This is a genomic window from Halorubrum sp. SS7 (assembly GCF_005435055.1).
Lineage (GTDB): Archaea > Halobacteriota > Halobacteria > Halobacteriales > Haloferacaceae > Halorubrum > Halorubrum salinarum.
This window is the reverse complement of the sequence record NZ_SGXV01000009.1, coordinates 19,811-36,041: the sequence shown is the minus strand read 5'-3', so window position 1 is coordinate 36,041 and position 16,231 is coordinate 19,811. Positions and strand designations below refer to the sequence as shown.

Annotated in this window: 14 protein-coding genes; 2 read left to right on the top strand and 12 right to left on the bottom strand. The window is 72.0% G+C overall.

The features are described 5' to 3' along the window. Positions 1-99: 99 nt before the first annotated feature. Positions 100-2,211, bottom strand: coding sequence for a glucan 1,4-alpha-glucosidase (locus tag EXE44_RS10355; protein WP_137717080.1), 2,112 nt, complete (start codon positions 2,209-2,211; stop codon positions 100-102). Between the two features lie 104 nt (positions 2,212-2,315). Between EXE44_RS10355 and EXE44_RS10350 the strand changes: the two genes are divergently transcribed. Together EXE44_RS10350 and EXE44_RS10345 are read left to right on the top strand one after the other, a co-directional pair. After that, positions 2,316-4,637, top strand: coding sequence for an alpha-amylase family glycosyl hydrolase (locus tag EXE44_RS10350; RefSeq protein WP_137717079.1), 2,322 nt, complete (start codon positions 2,316-2,318; stop codon positions 4,635-4,637). A gap of 139 nt (positions 4,638-4,776) precedes the next feature. Next, positions 4,777-5,838 (top strand): TrmB family transcriptional regulator sugar-binding domain-containing protein, encoded by a 1,062-nt coding sequence (locus tag EXE44_RS10345; RefSeq protein ID WP_137717078.1) that lies wholly within the window; start codon positions 4,777-4,779, stop codon positions 5,836-5,838. Between the two features lie 10 nt (positions 5,839-5,848). On the opposite strand, the gene EXE44_RS10340 is transcribed toward EXE44_RS10345, so the two are convergent. From EXE44_RS10340 to EXE44_RS10295, 11 genes are all read right to left on the bottom strand, one after another. Then, positions 5,849-6,883 carry a hypothetical protein gene (locus EXE44_RS10340; protein ID WP_137717077.1) on the bottom strand — a complete coding sequence of 345 codons (1,035 nt, stop codon included), beginning with the start codon at positions 6,881-6,883 and terminating at the stop codon, positions 5,849-5,851. Between the two features lie 25 nt (positions 6,884-6,908). Continuing rightward, entirely contained in the window at positions 6,909-7,712 is an 804-nt protein-coding gene (locus tag EXE44_RS10335; protein WP_137717076.1) for an NAD(P)/FAD-dependent oxidoreductase, read from the bottom strand. Then, positions 7,709-8,722, bottom strand: coding sequence for an FAD-dependent oxidoreductase (locus EXE44_RS10330; RefSeq protein ID WP_137717075.1), 1,014 nt, complete (start codon positions 8,720-8,722; stop codon positions 7,709-7,711). Before EXE44_RS10330 ends, EXE44_RS10335 begins: the two co-directional genes overlap by 4 nt. Beyond that, a complete protein-coding gene (locus EXE44_RS20765; protein ID WP_199241200.1) occupies positions 8,719-8,895 on the bottom strand; it encodes a hypothetical protein in 177 nt (58 codons plus the stop codon). The genes EXE44_RS10330 and EXE44_RS20765 overlap by 4 nt, the downstream gene beginning before the upstream one ends. Then, positions 8,895-10,154 carry an ABC transporter substrate-binding protein gene (locus EXE44_RS10325; protein ID WP_137717074.1) on the bottom strand — a complete coding sequence of 420 codons (1,260 nt, stop codon included), beginning with the start codon at positions 10,152-10,154 and terminating at the stop codon, positions 8,895-8,897. The genes EXE44_RS20765 and EXE44_RS10325 overlap by 1 nt, the downstream gene beginning before the upstream one ends. 1 nt (position 10,155) lies before the next feature. After that, positions 10,156-11,394, bottom strand: coding sequence for an ABC transporter substrate-binding protein (locus tag EXE44_RS10320; RefSeq protein ID WP_137717073.1), 1,239 nt, complete (start codon positions 11,392-11,394; stop codon positions 10,156-10,158). Positions 11,395-11,587: 193 nt separating this feature from the next. Beyond that, on the bottom strand, positions 11,588-11,914 hold the full coding sequence (locus EXE44_RS10315; RefSeq protein ID WP_053771741.1) for a NifU family protein: 327 nt from the start codon (positions 11,912-11,914) through the stop codon (positions 11,588-11,590). Positions 11,915-12,121: 207 nt separating this feature from the next. Beyond that, positions 12,122-12,541 (bottom strand): metal-dependent transcriptional regulator, encoded by a 420-nt coding sequence (locus EXE44_RS10310; RefSeq protein ID WP_137717072.1) that lies wholly within the window; start codon positions 12,539-12,541, stop codon positions 12,122-12,124. A 160-nt stretch (positions 12,542-12,701) separates the two neighbouring features. Then, positions 12,702-13,493 carry a hypothetical protein gene (locus tag EXE44_RS10305; protein ID WP_137717071.1) on the bottom strand — a complete coding sequence of 264 codons (792 nt, stop codon included), beginning with the start codon at positions 13,491-13,493 and terminating at the stop codon, positions 12,702-12,704. A 348-nt stretch (positions 13,494-13,841) separates the two neighbouring features. Next, positions 13,842-15,050: an ABC transporter substrate-binding protein gene (locus tag EXE44_RS10300; protein ID WP_137717070.1), complete on the bottom strand. Its 1,209-nt coding sequence runs from the start codon at positions 15,048-15,050 to the stop codon at positions 13,842-13,844. 1 nt (position 15,051) lies between these two features. Further along, entirely contained in the window at positions 15,052-16,230 is a 1,179-nt protein-coding gene (locus EXE44_RS10295) for an ABC transporter substrate-binding protein (protein ID WP_121561708.1), read from the bottom strand. Position 16,231 lies beyond the last annotated feature (1 nt).

Here is a 16,231-nt window from a genome sequence, read left to right as displayed (position 1 = left end):
GACTGACTCCCTCGCACCGGCGGTTCACGGCCCTTCGGGCCGCTCACCGGGGCGCGCCGACCGCAACGTGGTCGGTTATAAATAGCCGTCCGAGGTCGGTCAGTCGTCGTCCGCGGCGGCGCGGTCGGCGAACTGCGGCAGTTCGTCGTCGAGCAGCGCGACCGTCGCCAGTCGGATGGCGTGCGGCCAGCCGAGCGGGGTCGCGCTGTCGGGCGTGCCGTCGTCGAAGAACTGCTCGGGGAGGTACGTCGTCGGCTCGCACAGCGAGCCGCCGGGCGAGACGTGCGCGAGCAGGTCGCGGGCCCGGGCCGTCATCTCGGCGGCGCGCGGGTCGTCGTGCGCCGCGAGCAGGGCGGCGAGCTCCGCGCAGGCGTTCGCGCCCCACGCGGTCGAGACGGTCCACACCTTCTCCGAGAGCTGGTCCGCCCGGCGCCAGCCGTCGCCCTCGTAGCGGATCAGGCCGGCGATGTCGTCGGTCTCGTGAGAGAGGCCGTCGACGACTGTCTCCACGTGTGAGACCAGCCGGTCGAGGCGCTCCTCGTCGACCGCGCCGCCCTCGCCCGAGCCGAGCGCGTCGAACGAGCGGTGCGCGGCCGCCAGCGCCAGCGTCGCGGAGTCGAGCCGGTCGTCGATGCCGCCGTCGAGCGTCTCGCGGACCGCGTAACAGCCGCGCTCGGGCACCCACAGGTCGTCGAGCGCCGCGTACACCTCGCGGGCCCGGTCGCGGGCGTGCGCGGCGAGGTCGTCCGGCAGCGACGCGGCGCCGGGCACGGCGTCGGGGTCGTCGAGCGCGTCGACCGCGAGCCCCTCGCCGTGCCGGGCGAGCTCGCTGTACGCCTCCAGGAACGTCGCGGCGGTGTGCGCGAACCGGCCCGCCGAGTCCTCCCACGCGTTCTGACAGACGACGGGGCGGCCGTCGGGTTCGAGCGTCCGGTCGAGGCCCGCGAGCGCGGCGACCAGCGTGGCGTCGAGGCCGTCCACGTCGACGCCCGCCGCCCGCGCTCGGGCGAGGTACGCGACGACGCTGCCGGTCTGGTCGGCCTGGTAGTCCACGTCCGGGCCGTCCTCGATGCGGGCGTTCGCCCACCCGGGGGCGAGCGCGCCGTTCCGCGGCCACACCCGGTGGGGCCAGGAGCCGTCCGGGCGCTGGGTGTCGACGTACATGCGGGCGGAGCGGGCGTGCCAGTCGTCGAGGTCGAGGCCGACCGCGTCGGCGGCGCCGAGCAGGAACCCGGATATCTCCGCGTCGTCGCGGAACCACGTGTAGCCGTAGCCGCCGGAGTGCTCGTAGTAGGGGTCGAAGTCGGGCCCCGCGATCCGGAGCCCGGACGGCGCGGAGAGCAGCGAGAGGACGCGTAAGTCCGCGACGACCGACTCGCGGGCGGGCGCCGACTCCGGCACCGACGGGAGCGCGTCGGCGGCCGCCTCGGCGAGCGCGTCGACGCCGTCGAGGTCGGCGAAGAGTTCGTCGAGGCGCTCGCGGGCCGCCTCGCGGTCGGTCTCGGCGCGGTCGGTCAGGAGCGTGGCGACGGTCGCGACCCCGTCGTCGAACGGCACGTCGGCGATGACCTCGCCGGAGAGGCGCTCCTCCTCGTAGCGGTCGCCGTCGCGGTCGCGCGGGAGCTCGGTGGGGTCGTCGTCGAGCAGTTCGGGGAACGTCGCCGGGAGCTGGCCTCGGAGGTCCGCGAAGCCGGTCGCGCTCGCGAGGAAGTCGTGCTCGTCGGCGTGGTACACCTCGACGGCGTCGTCGTAGCGGAGCTGGCCGACGCGGTCGTCGCGGCCGTCGGGCGCGAAGCGGGCGTAGACGACGAGCGAGGCGTCCGCCGGGTCGACGTCGCCGTCCGCGAACTCGACCGACGCCCGGGTGAGGTGCGCGTCGCCGAGCGTGAGGTCGTGGCGGGTCATCGTCGCGCGCGGCGTCTCGTGGACCGTCTCGACCAGCGCGGTGTCGCCGACGTACCGCTGGCTCGTCTCGGCCTCGTCGAGCCAGGCCACCTCGTCGCCGACGGCGAGGCCGATCCGGGATCGGACGAGCCCGGTCCGGCCGGTGAGCGGGTAGCCGAAGTCGCGGAGTTCGCCGTCGTCGCCGACGTGGACGAGCCGGCCGTTTCCGCCCGAGAACCGGCCGGAGACGGTGCGCCGCTCGCCGGGGAAGCGCGTCCCGTCGCCGGCGTGGCGCTTGTAGTCGTCGAGGGCGTCGCGGAGCTGCATTACGCGAACACACGCCACCGGCCGGTATGAACCTTTGGTGTAATTATTGTTCATTCGTTTGGGAAACGGAAACCCTCAAACCGCGGCGCGACGAGAGGCGGAGCGTGCACGAACCCGGCCCCCCGCGAACGACGAGCGTCGGCGAGCCAGTCGAGCTGGCGCCGCGGTCGCCCGACCCCGACGGCAGCTACCGCTGGACCGTCCGCGACGCGCCCGCCGACAGCGACCTCTCCCCCGGCGACGGCCCCGACCCGACGGCGACCGGCCCGCCGAGTTCGGCGACGACGGTCGCTCCCGACGGCACGGCGGCGACGGACGCACCCGCGCCCGACGGGCCGGCGGCGGTGCTGCGGGCCGGCGAGACGGGCCGCGACGACGACCCGGTCGTCCACCTCGCGCCCGACGCCCCCGGCACCTACGTCCTCGCGCTCGACGCGCCCGACGGGACCCACCGGCAGCGCGTCCGCGCCTTCCCCGACGAGCGCCGCGAGGCGGAGATCCGCGTCCCGGCCGACGACCTGGGCGTCGAGGACGGCGCGGTCGACCGCGTCTCCCTGCTGTGGCCGCACAACGAGAACCGGCTCGCGCTCGACCGCGCCGAGCGCGACGGCGACGAGTGGGTCGCCTCGGTCCGCGTCCCGCCGGGGCGACACGGGTTCGGCTTCGTCCCGGACGGCGACCGCTCGGCGGCGTACCACGGGGAGTGCGAGGTGCCCGGTCCCGGTCGGCCGCGGCTCTCGCTCGACGCGTCGGTCGTCGAGGCCGACGACCCGGCGGGGAGCGACCGGCTCCGCCTGACCGCCGCGGTCGAGCCCGCGCCCGCGGTCGACGGCGTCGAGCGCGGCGGCGACCCGGACGCGCTCGACGCGACGTTCCTCGTCGACGACCGCGACGCCGACCCCGAGACGGTCGCGGCGATCGAGTCGCGGGCGGACGGGCGGACGCTCTCGGTCCCGCTCGACGACCTCCCGGGTTCGGTCCGGATCCACGCGGTCCCGCACGGCGAGCGGTACGGGGCCGCGGAGACGGTTCGGATCGAGCGGGAGGGCGCGGAGTCCGGCGGCGACGGACCGGTCGCGGTGCGCGACCCGAACCCGGCGCCGGAGTGGGCCGAATCGCCGACGATCTACGAGGTCTTCGTCCGCTCGTTCGCGGGCGACACGCTCCCGACGACGTTCGCGGAGATCGAGCGCCGAGTCGAGTACCTCGACCACCTCGGCGTCGACGCGCTGTGGCTCACCCCCGTCCTCGCGTCGCCGACCGAGCACGGCTACCACGTCACCGACTACTACGACACCGCCGCGGACCTCGGCTCCCGCGAGGCGTTCGCGTCGCTCGTCGACGCCTGCCACGACGCTGGGATCCGCGTGGTCTTCGACCTCGTGATCAACCACACCTCCCGCGACCACCCCGCGTTCCAGCTCCACTCGGCCGGGGTCGACGCGTACGCCGACCACTACCGCCGGACCGACGCGGCCGCCGACGTGACGGGGATCGACTGGGCAGAACTCGGCGACGGGGACGCCCCGGACTACTACTTCGAGTGGGGCCGGATCCCGAACCTCAACTACGACAGCCCGGCGGTCCGCGAGTGGCTGCTCGACGTGGTCGACGAGTGGGCCGGCGTCGTCGACGGCTTCCGCGCCGACGTGGCGTGGGGCGTCCCGCACGGCTTCTGGAAGGAGGTCGCCGACCGCGTCCCCGACGACACCCTCCTGCTCGACGAGACGCTCCCCCACGACCCGTTCTACGGCGAGGGGGAGTTCCACCGCCACTACGACACGTCGCTGTACGAGACGCTGCGCGCAATCGGCGGGGGCGACGAGCCGGCGGACGCGGTCGAGACCGCCCTCGCCCGCGGCGAGTGGCTCGGCTTCGACGACCCCGCCGCGCAGATGCGCTACGTCGAGAACCACGACGAGGACCGGTACCTCGCGGAGCACGGCCGCGAGGCGCTCCGCGCGGCCGCGGCCGTGACGTTCACGCTGCCCGGCGCGCCGATGATCTACGCGGGCCAGGAGCGGGGCAACGAGACGTACCGCGGCCCGATCCGGTGGCACGACGGCGACAACGACCTCACCGATTTCCACCGCGAACTGGCCGCGCTGCGCGACGCCGAACCGCTCCTGCGCCGCGGCGGGGTGTCGTTCGACGGCCGCGCGGCCGACGCCCGCGTCGTCGACGGCGACGCCGAGCGCGTGGTCGCCTACGAGCGGACGCCGCCGGCGGGCGAGGGAGCCGGTGACGCCGCAGCGAGCGGCGACGCCGACCCCCCGCTCGTCGTCGTTAACTTCGCCGCGGAGCCGGCGACCGTCGCCGTCCCCGGACCGGTCGAGGCGGACCTGTTCGGCGGCGGGAGCGCGGTCGAGGGCGACGGCGAAGGCGAGGTCCGAGTCGCGGTCGACGCCGTCGCCGTGCTCCGATAGCGGTCGACGCCGTCGCCGTGCTCCGATAGCGGTCGACGCCGTCGCCACGCTTCGGAGAGGGTCGGGCGTCGCCGACCGGCGGCGCGGCGAGGTCGCCCGGTACCGACCCTTATAAGTGTCGCTCGGAAGAGGCGTTCGTATGGACGACCGGACGCTGACCGACCTCCTCCGTCGCTTCGGGCTCTCGGACAAGGAGGTCGACACCTATCTCAGTCTGCTGGAACACGGCGAGGCGAAGGCGAGCACCGTCGCCGACGCGGCGGGCGTCTCGAAGCGGTACGTCTACAGCGTGAGCGAGTCGCTGGCGGAGCGCGGCTTCGTCGAGGTGAACGACCACGTCGTGCCGACGACGATCCGCGCCAACCCGCCGGACGAGGTCATCGACCGGCTCCGGTCCGACGTGGACGCAATGCGGCCCGGGCTGGCGGAGCGGTACTCCCGCGTCGAGCGCCAGGCCGAGCAGTTCGAGGTGATCAAGTCGCGGGCCACCGTCATCAAGCGGATCCGCTCGCTGCTCGCGGACGCCGAGAGCGAGGTGGCGCTGTCGATCACCGCCAAGCAGCTCCCGGAGGTGAAGGAGGCGCTCGTCGACGCGGTGGACCGCGGCGTGCTCGTCCTGCTCGTCGTCTCCGACGCGGCCGCGGACCTCGACGCCGACGACCCCGGGCTGGCGGGCGTCGCGAACGTCGTCCGGACCTGGAGCGAGGCGATGCCGACCCTGCTCACCGTCGACTCCGCGGCCGGGGTCGTCTCCCCGCCGGAGCTGCTCCGCCGGTCGACCACCGACCGGCAGGCCATCGCGTTCGCGCAGGAGCAGCTCGCGCCGGTGATCGTCGGCTCCTTCCTCGGGAACTACTGGCCCGCCGCGACCGAGCTGGCCGTCGCCGACCCGGCGCCGCTCCCCGCCGAGTACACCGACTTCCGGCACACCGTCCTCCAGGCGACGCTGCGGCTCCGCGCCGGCGACCCGCCGCGGGTGACCGTCGGCGGGCGGTGGACCGACGACGACGAGCCCGCCGAGGTCGTCGGGCGCGTCGTCGAGACGAAACAGGGGATGGTGGAGCCGACGAACAACGAGTTCCCCGTCGAGCACTCGCTCGTCGTCGCGACCGACGACGGCGAGGTCACCGTCGGGGGGCAGGGCGCGTTCGTCGAGGACGTCGAGGCCGACCTGGTGCGGATCGAGCCGGACGAGGAGTAGGGCGGGAGAGTCAGTCCGCCGACGGGACCGACGCGGTCGACGGGCCGCCGTCGAGGGCGGGCGCGTCCGGGTCGACCCGGACCCACCAGTCGGAGCCGGTCGCATCGCCGGCCGCGCCGAGGAGGGCGATGCCGGCGATCCGGCCGCGCGAGTCCCGGCGGCACAGCTCCAGCGCGGCCGGGAGCGTCGCGACCCGCCCGTCGGCGGGCGACAGCGCGTACCCTGAGACCCGGACCGTCGCGTCGTCGGCCGGAGCCCCGGGTCGCGCGGCCGACCCCGCCTCGTCGGCGCGCTCGTACCCCTCGACGAGACCGACGGCCGCGAGGCGGTCGAACGCCGCGTCGACCGGGTCGGCGGCGGCCGGCTCCGACGGCTCGGGGAGGCGCTCGGCGGCGTCGGCCAGCACCGACGCCTGCGCGCCCGGGTCGAGGTGCCGGTCGAGCGCCGTCGCCATCGCTTCGAGCAGGCAGAGACAGAGGTCGTCGGGGTCGGCGACGCGCTCGGCGAGCGAGAAGTACGCGTTCATCACGGCCGACTCGGCGCGGTCGTGGCCGCCGGCGGAGAGCACCTCGAACGTCGCCGCGGCCGCCGCGTGGCAGAACTCGACGCGGTCGCGGGCCCGGCCGCGCCCCCCGGCCTCGTCCGCGCGGCGGCGGTCCGTGGGCGCGTCGCCCCCGCCGGGCGCCCGGCGGGCGGTACCGTCAACGATCCGGTCCGCCAGCTCCGCGGGCGGCGACCCGCCCTCACCGGGGGCGAACGTCGGGCCGCCGTCGTCCCGCTCCGTCGACTCCGACGGCGGCTCCGCGAACTCCTGTCTGACGATCACGTCGTAGAAGGGGAGTTCGGGGTCGTACCGCCGGAGGGTGTCGCGGTACTGCTCGGTCGCCCGGGCCGCCGCGCGGGCGGTCTCGCGGCTCTCGAAGCGCAGCCCCGCGGCCGGCACGGGCCGGTCGCCGTACCGCGCGCAGACGAGCGAGAACTCGCCGTCGTCGGCCGCGAGCGATTCGATGTGGTCCGCGATGTCGAGTAGGGTGGTTCCGATCACGTGTCGCTCCTGGTCGCTGGGTCGGTCACTCCTCTAGGCTCGGGTGCGTCTCCTGCGGGTCGGGGTGCGGCTCGGCGAACCGCTCGCGGGCCGCGTCGAGCGCGGCCGCCTCGCGCGCCTCGCGCTCCGCGGCGTCGATCTCCTCGCAGCCCGGCGGCACCTCGCGGTCGCGGTCGGTGAAGTACCCCTCGGGCGCGACCCAGTCGTGGTAGAACGGCACGTCCGCCGCCTCCAGCAGCGTCACGGCGACCTCCGCGCCGTGGCCCGCGCACACCGCCGCCTGGTGGGGCTTGCGGGCGAGCCGCCCGGCCGCGTACAGCCCGTCGACGCCGGTCCGGCCGCGCTCGTCGGCGTCGACGTACGCCTTCCCGCGGTCGACGATGTCGACGCCGTCGAGGTCCTCTAAGTACCCGACCTCGTTTTTCGTCGCCGCGACGACGTGGCGCGCCCCGATCCGGTCGCCGTCGTTGGTGGTCACGGCGAATCGGGCGGCCGCGTCCTCGCCGTCCGCGTCGGCGGCGTTGGGTTCCCCGTCCGCGAGCGCGACCCGCGTGACGCGGGCGTCGAGGCGGTCCGCGCCGGCGATCTCCGCCTGCTCGCCGAGCAGGTCCAGCAGCCGGCGCGCGTCGACGCCGAGCGGGAAGCCGGGGAAGTTCTCCAAGCGCGCGTTGCGGCGGAGGATCGAGCCGCCGGGGTCGACGACGAGCGTGTCGAGGCCCTGTCGGGCGGTGTAGACGGCCGCCGAGAGCCCGGCGACGCCGCCGCCGACCACGACCACGTCGCGGGAGTCGGTCGCGGCGGCTGGTGAGCCGTCCGCTGGTCCGGTCATCGGTCGCCCTCCGGCCGGGCGCCTGCCGGCCCGGCGGTCGACTCCTCGGACCGCCCGCCCGTCGGTTCGGTCGGGTCGATGTCGGTCTCGGCGACGTACGCGCCGATCACGTCGTCGTCGAGCGCATCGAGGAGCCGGCGCTGTCCCCGCCGGTCCCGGCGAGAGCACTCTTCCGGCGTCACGCACCGGCCCAGGAACTCGGCTTTGAGGTCCTCGCGGGCGCGCTCGACGAGGGACTGGTCGAGGTCCCCGTCCGCCGGGAGCATCTCCCGCTCAAACCACTCGTCGACGTGGGCGTCCCAGCCGTCGCCCCCGTACCGACCGTCGTGGACGACCCAGTCGACGTAGCGCTCGCCGACCGCGGGCCAGTACCGCTCACTCATGTCGTCGCGAGCGAGCGCCAGTCCGACCTGCGCGCCGTGACCCACACTCACCGCGACCTGGTGGACGGTCTCGTCGCTCATCCAGCCGGCAACGTACAGTCCCGGAACTTCGGTGCGCCCCCCATCTGTGGGGACGAACGGCTCGGGCGGCGACCAGTCGGCGTCGTCAGACGCCTCCGCGTCCGCGTGTGTGTCTGCGACCGCATCGGCAAGGGGGTCCAGCACCTCGCCGTCGTACGCGGCGGCGACGACGACGCGGTCCGCGATCAGCTCTCCGGACGTCGTCTCCACGACGAACGCGTCGGGCTCGCTGCCGTCGGAGTCCGCCGGCCGGACCGCGGTGACGCGCTCGTCCACCACCTGACCGCCCTCGGTCTCGACCTGCGTTCGACCCAGTTCGAGGAGTCTGTCGGGGGCGATCCCGGCGGGGAATCCGAGGTAGTTCTCGACGTGAGCGCACTGCGTGATCGCCGCCTTGCCGCCGTCGAAGACGGTCGTCTCCAGGCCGTACCTGGCGACGAAGGTCGCCGCGGACAGCCCCGCGGCGCCGCCCCCGACGACGGCCACGTCGGCGTCGATCCGCGAGTCCGGGTCCGCGGCTGGCGTGGTGTCGGGACGGGTCGTCATCGGCGCACCTCGACCGGTCTGTCGGCTGTGATGAACGGCTCGTCGGCGTCCGCCGCCGCGAACGCGACCGCGCCGTCGGAGCCGCGCGCCACGCGCCACTGCGGGAGGGCGGGGACGCCGTACTCCGACGGATCGCCGTACGTCGCCGCGACGGTCCACTCTCGCGCGCGCATCAGAGGTCACCCGCGATGATGTCGTTGACACGGTCGCGATCGAACAGTCGGTTCTCTTCCGGGACCTCGGGAAAGGCCTCGGGGTCGAACTGTCCGAACTCCTCGGGGTACAGCTGCTGGGCTTTCATTTCGGTTTGGAGCAGGTTGACGATCGGTCCCTGTTCACCGTACGCACCGGGATACACGCGGCCCTCGATGACGGCCGTGAGCTCGCTTCCGACCTCGTCCTCCTCCATCGGCGTCACGTACTGCTCGCGGAACGCGGAGGCGGAGAAGGAGTCGGTGTCGCCCGTCGTGCCGATTCCCCAGTGTACGACGATGATCTCCGGGTCGACCTCCAGCAGTCGCTCGTAGCCGATCGCGCCGCTCTCGGCGAGTTCCTCCGAGAAGGCGCTCTTCACTTCGAGATCGCGGTACGGCTTCATCTCGTACCCCTCGTCGCGGGTGTACAGCGGATATATCTCACCGCTTGCCGGGTTGGATCCCCCGTTAATGAGTCCGACCTTCGGCCGCTCCTCCTCGGGCGGCAGCCGAGAGGCGATCTCGGTCTGGAGCTCCTCGTGGACCGCCGCGAGCGCCTCGTAGCGCTCGCGCTCTTGGAACAGGTCGGCGAGCCGCTCGAACCCCTCGTAGAGCCCGTACAGCTCGTAGTCGTGGAATCCGCGGCGACGCCGCATGTTGTTGCCGAAGAACGGAGCGACGTTCTCGCGGATCTCGGCGGTGTCCGCTTCGCTCCACGAGCTGTCCCAGCCGGTCCCGTGGAGGTAGTTCGGGTCGATGAGGAACACGTCGGGGTCGAGCTCGTAGAAGCTCTCCTTGTCCCAGCCGCCGTCGGCCCACATGGACGGTAGCTCGTCCTGCGAGGGCACGTCGAGGTCGAACGGCTCGAAGAAGAACGACGGGATCATGTTCCCCGCGGTGAGGAACCCGTCCTGCTGGCCGAGGGCGAACGCCATGTCCGCCCAGCCCCCGTTGTACACGGCGTACGTCTCGGGGACCGACTCGAAGGTGAGACAGCCGACGGGTTCGATACAGGCCTCGTACGGGGCCGTCTCGTCGCCTGAGGCGTCACCGTCGGAGCCGTCTCCGTCGCCATCGGCCGACGATCCGTCGTCCGTCGTCGAGGGCTGTGACCCGCCGCTGTCGGACGGCCCGCCGCCAGTACAGCCGGCGAGCAGGCCGCCGAGCGCGACCGCCCCGCCGTACCGGAGGTAATTGCGCCTGTCGACGCGCTCAGACAGATCGGTCTCTTCGGTCATCTTAGTAGTCCCCGTTGATCGCGTCCGCGACCCGCTGCCGGTCGAACAGCCGCTCCGCCTCCGGGATCTCCGGGTACGGCCCCTCCTCGTAGCGGGGCCACTCGCCGAACGCCTCGGGGTACAGCTGCTTCGCGGTCATCTCCAGTTGGAACAGGTTGAGGATCGGCCCCTGGTACCGGGCGCCCTGCGGGTGGACTCGGTCGTTCCTGACCGCCGACACCTCGGAACCGACCGGGTCGTCCTCGAAGGCGGCCCGCCGGCCGGCCATGTCGGTCCCGGGCTCGAAGCCGCCGAGGTAGAGGATCACGTCGGGGTCGGCCTCCAGGATCGTCTCGAAGTCGACGACCGTGCCGGACTCGACGCTCCCCTCGAAGGCGTCGCGCGGGCCGAGCGGGCGCGTGTGCGACGTGAGGAAGCCGGGGTTGCTCAGCGTGTACGCGTATATCTCCTCGACGTCCGCGGCGGCGATCATGATCGCGGTCGGGCGCTCCGACTCCGGCGGGAGCCCCGCCTCGATCGTCGCGAGGAGGTCCTCCCGGACGCCCGCGAGCGCCTCGTAGCGCTCGCGCTCCCGGAACGCGTCGGCGACGATCTCGAACTGCTCCCACAGGCCGTAGTACTGGTAGCCCTCGGCCCACTCCGCGGGCGGCTCCTGGTGCCGGTCCGAGAGCGAGTTGCCGAACCACGGCGAGACGCGCTCGCCGATCTCGTCGATGTCGTCCCGGCTCCACGCGTCCTGTCGCGTGATCCACGCCGGGTCCGCGAGGTGGACGTCGCTGTTCAGTTCGTACAGCTTCTCCTTGTCCGGCTGCCACGAGGAATAGAGCCCGGACCAGTCGAGCGAGACGCCCGGGAGGCGCTCGACGAACTGGTTCCAGAGGCCGTCGTAGTAGTCCGGAGCGTGGAGGGCGGTGACGTCGTTCCCGCGGCCGAGCGCGAACGCCATGCCGGCGTGGTGCGTGAGCCGGGTGAACACCGTCTCCGGCGGCGACTCGAACGTCACCTCGCCCGTCGGCGAGATGGACGCGGTGTAGCTCCCGTCGTCCGCGGAGGAGTCGCCCGATCCGTCCGAGCCGCCGTCCCCCGAGCCGGCCTCGTTCGTCGCACCGTCGTCGGTCGAGTTCGGGTCCTCCGGCGACTCGCTTCCGGCGCAGCCTGCGAGCGCTCCCACGCCGGCGACGCCGCAGTACCTGATCGCGTCGCGTCGGGTCGCCCCGGACCGCTCTGCGTCTGAGTCCATGTGGTTTAGGCCACCCTAAAGAAATAAATCGGTTTCGAATCTTAGGCGAGCCTAAAGAGTTCGGCGAGTCGGGGGAAACCGCGCCGGAACCGGCCGGTCGAGGCGGTGGTCGAGCGCGGTCACGGGGACCGGTCGGGGTCCGTGGTTCGAGCGCTCTCCCCGAAGACGGGGACGGACTCGTCCGGTTCCCCGGTCAGAACGGCGGGCTGTAGTCCTCGTACTCGTCCATCTCGTCCATCTCGTCGGTCTTCGACGGCATCACCGCGGCTCGCGGACCGCCGGACCGCACGACTTCGACGTCTTCGAGACCGTCGACGCTCTCCGGCAGGCGGCGCTCGATGGCCTTCATCGTCATCGGGGCGATACCACAGCCCGAACACGCGCCGCCGATGGCGACGGTCGCCGTTCCCGCCTCCTCGTCGACGTCGCGTATCTCGAAGCTGCCGCCGTGCTGCTGGATCTGCGGGACTTCGTTGCTCAGGTAACTCCGCGTCTGCCGTTCGAGTCCTTCTGCGCTCATTGCGTTCTCACGTTCGACGCATAGTATCATAAAACTGTGGTATTAGGGTACCCTAAAAACACGCGATAGAGCCTATATATAGGATATATACCGATATCCCGCTGATAAGTAATTACGTTCTGTTATTTTTCGCACCGCCTAAAACGGGACGGCGGTCGGTGCCGGTCTGCCGGATTCGACCGGGGTGAGGGCGCGTCCGGGCCTGGGTCAAGACCGCTCGTCGTCGGTCGTCGCCGACGCGTCGTCCGCGTCGGTTCCCGGGCCATCGCTCGTCTCGACGGGGAGCGTCTCCGCGAGGCGTTCGGCGACGCTCGGACTGACGAGCCCCGCCACCCGCATCGCCTGACCCTCCGAGTCGTCGAGGTCCAAGACGCTCCGGAAGAACCACGAGACGGTCACGTAGGTCTCGTGAAGCTCCGCGGCCCGCTCGCGTCCCGCGTCCGTCAGCGTCGCGCCCTCGTACGGCCGGTACTCGACGAGGCCGTCATCGTCGAGCCGCTGGAACGTCTCGGTGACCGTGGCCGGCGACCGGTCGAGCGCCTCGGCCACCGCGCTCGTCCGGATCGGCTCCCCGTCCCGATGTCCGAGGATGTACACCGCCAAGAGGTACTGCGGGGCGCCGGTCATCGCTCGCCCCCTCGCGTCCCGCCGTCGACCCCGCTCGACGACGGTCCGTCGGCGTCGTCGGCGCCGTCCCCTTCCTCACGCCCGTCACCGGGACCGAAAGTCGCGAGGTACGTCCAGGCCCACGCCCGAGCGCGCCGACCTCGCGGTCCGCTTCCCACAGTCATACCCTCCGGACGAGGTGTCTCCGCACCGCTCGCTGGCAGTCGTCACACGTCGCGTCGAGCGTCGCGACCGTCGACAGGACGGGGTGATCGACGGGGAAGTCGCGGTAGAGGTACGGCGGAAGCCGCCGGTGAGCGACGGCGGCCTCGGCCCCGTTGCTCGTCGTGCCGTTCAGAAACTCCTGTCGGCGCCGCGCCAGGTCCGCACACCGCGATCGGAGCTCGTCGAGCGTCTCGTGTCGCGTCTCGAGCGCCCCGAAACCGAGCGCCGTGAGCGGCGTCTCGTCGAGGGCCGCGAGGCGCTCGACGACGGCGTCGACGGCGTCGGCGGCGTCGGACAGGTGCGCCGCCTCGCGGGCGAGCGCCCCCTCGAGCGCCTTGACCTCGTTCCGACGGGCGGCCGTCTCGGCGACGATCGTTCGCTTCAGCTGCGGACTGAACGAGGCGTCGGTCGCCGGCGAGAGCGCCAGCGCGATCGACTCGGTGAGCTCCGAGCGGACCGTCTCCAGCAGCGACTCGTCGCCGGAGCCCTCGACGTCGTCGAGGCTGTGTGGCCGGACCGTCTCCTCGAACGCCCGACGGACGTCTCGGCAGCGGGCGTCGCCCGCCGGTTTCACGCGCTGTTCCGTTCCGGTGACGGCGGCGCCCGTCGACGCGACCGGCGTCGGATCGGCCGATATCGACCGAACGCGGCGGTCGAACCGCTCGAACGCCGTCCGTTTCGCGTCGAGGGCCTCCCGCTCCGTCCGAACGCGGGTCCGAGCTCGTTCGACGTACGTGTCGACGCTCATCTCAGGGCCCCTCCGTCGACGGCGGCGACCGCGTGGCCGCGCTCGTCCGCCCGACAGTGTCGGTCCGTACCATGGTTCAGGTGTGGTCCGTACGGCCGGCCTCGGTCCGCCGACCGGGCGACGTGCTCGCGCGGATTCGAACGGCCCTCCGAGTCGATCCGGTGTCGGTGCGGTTCCCTCCGAGCATATGTTTTAGGCCAGCCTAAAAACACAAGAAAGTACCGGTCAGCACGGCCCCGAAACGGGGCGCGTCGCCACGGTCCGCTCCACACGGAGTCCGCGCTCGCGACCCGGCCGCGGGCCGGTCCCCCCCAGGTGTGACCGCGGCGCGGAAACGTCCGCCCGCGGTCAGGCGTCGCCGGTGACGATGGCGCTCACCGCGTCGCGGTCGAACAGCTCGCCGCTGTACGTGTCGGGGTACAGAAGCGTCGCGAACCGCTCGGTCAGGAACAGGTTCTGGATCGGTCCCTGATATATCGGGCCGCCGCGGTACACCGCGCCGCTCTCGACGGCCGTCAGTTCGCTTGCGACGCTGTGTTCCTTCATGAACGCCAAGACGGTGTCCTCGAACTCGGCGCGGGTCTTGGTCTCGTGGCCGCGAACGAACAGCGCGTCGGGATCGACCTCCAGCATCGTCTCGTAGTCGATCTGCCCGCGGTCGTCCGTCGAGAGCCCCTCGACGCCCGTTCCGGAGAGCGCGTCCGAGACGCCCAGATCGCGGAAGTGCTTCTTGTTAGTCCCCTTGTCGGTGAGGCGGTACGGCGAGAACTTCTCGGGCGCATCGGACCCGGCGAAACACAGCAGCCCCGCGGGCCGGGCGTCGGCCGCCGGGAGGTCCGCCTGGACCCGCGCGAGGAGGTCGTCGTGGAGGGACGCGAAGGCCCGGAAGCGGTCGCCCTCCCGGAATATCTCCGCGACCTTCTCGAAGGCCTCGTACATCGTGTAGTACCGGTAGTCGTGCCACGGGTCGGTCCGACGGAAGTTCGCGTTGCCGACGAACGGCGCGACGTTCTCGGTCAGCTCCGTCACGTCGCCCTCGTCGAGACCGAAGAAGGAGTTCTTGAGCAGCCACTGCGGGTCGGTGATGTGAACGTCGCTGTCGAGCTCGTAGTACAGCTCCTTGTCGATCCCCTCGTCGTACAGCTGGGTGATCTCGCCTTTGTCGACCGAGACGCCGTCGAGCTCGTCGTAATACTCCGTGTGGTACCGCGATTTGACGCCGACCGCGGTGAGCCCGTCGGCCTGTCCGAGCGCGACGCCCATGTCGGCGTAGCCCGGGAAGTACGACTCCCACGTCTCCGGCACGGCGTCGAATGCGACCTCGCCGACGGGCGACATCTCGACGCTATAGCCGGCGTCCTCAGTCGACTCGTCGGTGCCGTCAGAGTCCGCGGTCTCGTTCGTCGCACCGCCCGTCTCGTTGGCCGGGGGCGTCGAGTCGTCGTCGGAGCCGCCGGTACAGCCGGCGAGCAGCCCGCCGCCGACGACCGCGCCGCCGAACTTCACGTAGTCCCGCCGGGTCGATTCTCCGGTCGTGGTGATATCGTCGTCGCTCATGTCAGGCGTCTCCGTTGATGATGTCCGCGAGTCGCTGGCGGTCGAACAGCCGCTCGTCTTCGAACCGGTCCGGGTAGAGGCCGGTGGCGTACCGGTCGATCATGAACAGGTTGTGAAGCGGCCCGGCGTATATCGGCCCGCCGCGGAACACCCGACCCTCCTGGACGGCCGTCAGTTCGCTGCCGAGGTCGTGGTCCTCGAGGTACGCGACGACCGTCTCCTCGAACTCCGAACGGCTCATCCCTCGCCCGTGGTACCGGAGCAGCAAGGCGTCGGGGTCGATCTCCAGCAGCGTCTCGTAGTCCAGCGATTCGGAGCCGGTGTACCCCTCGACCCCCGTCCCCTCGAAGGCGTCCTCGATGCCGACCGCGTGGAAGTGTTCCTTGTTCGCGCCTTCACCGCTGATCCGGTAGGGCGTGAACTCCTCGGGCTGTTTGCCCGCGAACATGAGCGCGGCGTCGGGGCGTTCCGCCTGCGGCGGCAGTCGGTCCCGAACCGTCGCGACGAGGTCGTCGTGTATCGATCGGATCGCCTCGAAGCGCTCTCGCTCCTGGACGGCGGCGGCGACCTTCTCGAAGGCCTCGTACAGCGAGTAGTACCGGTAGTCGTGCCAGTCGTCCGTGCGGCGGAAGATCAGGTTCCCGAGGAACGGGGCGACGTTGTCCCGGACCTCGTCGACGTCGGATTGGTCCCAGGCGGCGAGCCAGTCGGTCAGCGAGTGCGGATCGATGAGGTGGAGGTCCGCGTCCATCTCGTAGAACAGCTCCTTGGACACGCCGTCGTTCCACAGCTGGGTGAGACCGTCGAGGTCGACGGAGACGCCGTCGAGCTCGTCGTAGTGGTTCGTCTTGTACCGACCGCGGTACCAGATGGACCGGACGGCGTCGGCCTTGCCCAGCGCGACCAACATGTCGATGTAGTCGGCGGTGAACGGCGCGATGGTCTCCGGGACGGACTCGAACTCGACGGTCCCCATCGGCTCCATGCTCACCGAGTAGCTCGCGTCCCGGGCGCCGGAGTCCGCACCCGTGTCCGATTCGCCGGAGTCCGCACCGGAATCCGACTCGTCGGAGGGCCCCGCGCAGCCGGCGAGGAGGGTTCCGCCGACGACCGCGCCGCCGTACGTCAGGTAGTCGCGCCGGGTCGATTCTCCGGTCGTGGTGATGTCGTCGTCGCTCATG

Excerpts from the sequence above, each read along its gene's own strand:
- EXE44_RS10355 (WP_137717080.1), bottom strand. The coding sequence starts at position 2,211 with ATGCAGCTCCGCGACGCCCTCGACGACTACAAGCGCCACGCCGGCGAC.
- EXE44_RS10320 (WP_137717073.1), bottom strand. The coding sequence starts at position 11,394 with ATGGACTCAGACGCAGAGCGGTCCGGGGCGACCCGACGCGACGCGATC.
- EXE44_RS10330 (WP_137717075.1), bottom strand. The coding sequence starts at position 8,722 with ATGACGACCCGTCCCGACACCACGCCAGCCGCGGACCCGGACTCGCGG.
- EXE44_RS20765 (WP_199241200.1), bottom strand. The coding sequence starts at position 8,895 with ATGCGCGCGCGAGAGTGGACCGTCGCGGCGACGTACGGCGATCCGTCG.
- EXE44_RS10305 (WP_137717071.1), bottom strand. The coding sequence starts at position 13,493 with ATGAGCGTCGACACGTACGTCGAACGAGCTCGGACCCGCGTTCGGACG.
- EXE44_RS10335 (WP_137717076.1), bottom strand. The coding sequence starts at position 7,712 with ATGACCGGACCAGCGGACGGCTCACCAGCCGCCGCGACCGACTCCCGC.
- EXE44_RS10310 (WP_137717072.1), bottom strand. The coding sequence starts at position 12,541 with ATGACCGGCGCCCCGCAGTACCTCTTGGCGGTGTACATCCTCGGACAT.
- EXE44_RS10300 (WP_137717070.1), bottom strand. The coding sequence starts at position 15,050 with ATGAGCGACGACGATATCACCACGACCGGAGAATCGACCCGGCGGGAC.
- EXE44_RS10325 (WP_137717074.1), bottom strand. The coding sequence starts at position 10,154 with ATGACCGAAGAGACCGATCTGTCTGAGCGCGTCGACAGGCGCAATTAC.
- EXE44_RS10315 (WP_053771741.1), bottom strand. The coding sequence starts at position 11,914 with ATGAGCGCAGAAGGACTCGAACGGCAGACGCGGAGTTACCTGAGCAAC.
- EXE44_RS10295 (WP_121561708.1), bottom strand. The coding sequence starts at position 16,230 with ATGAGCGACGACGACATCACCACGACCGGAGAATCGACCCGGCGCGAC.
- EXE44_RS10345 (WP_137717078.1), top strand. The coding sequence starts at position 4,777 with ATGGACGACCGGACGCTGACCGACCTCCTCCGTCGCTTCGGGCTCTCG.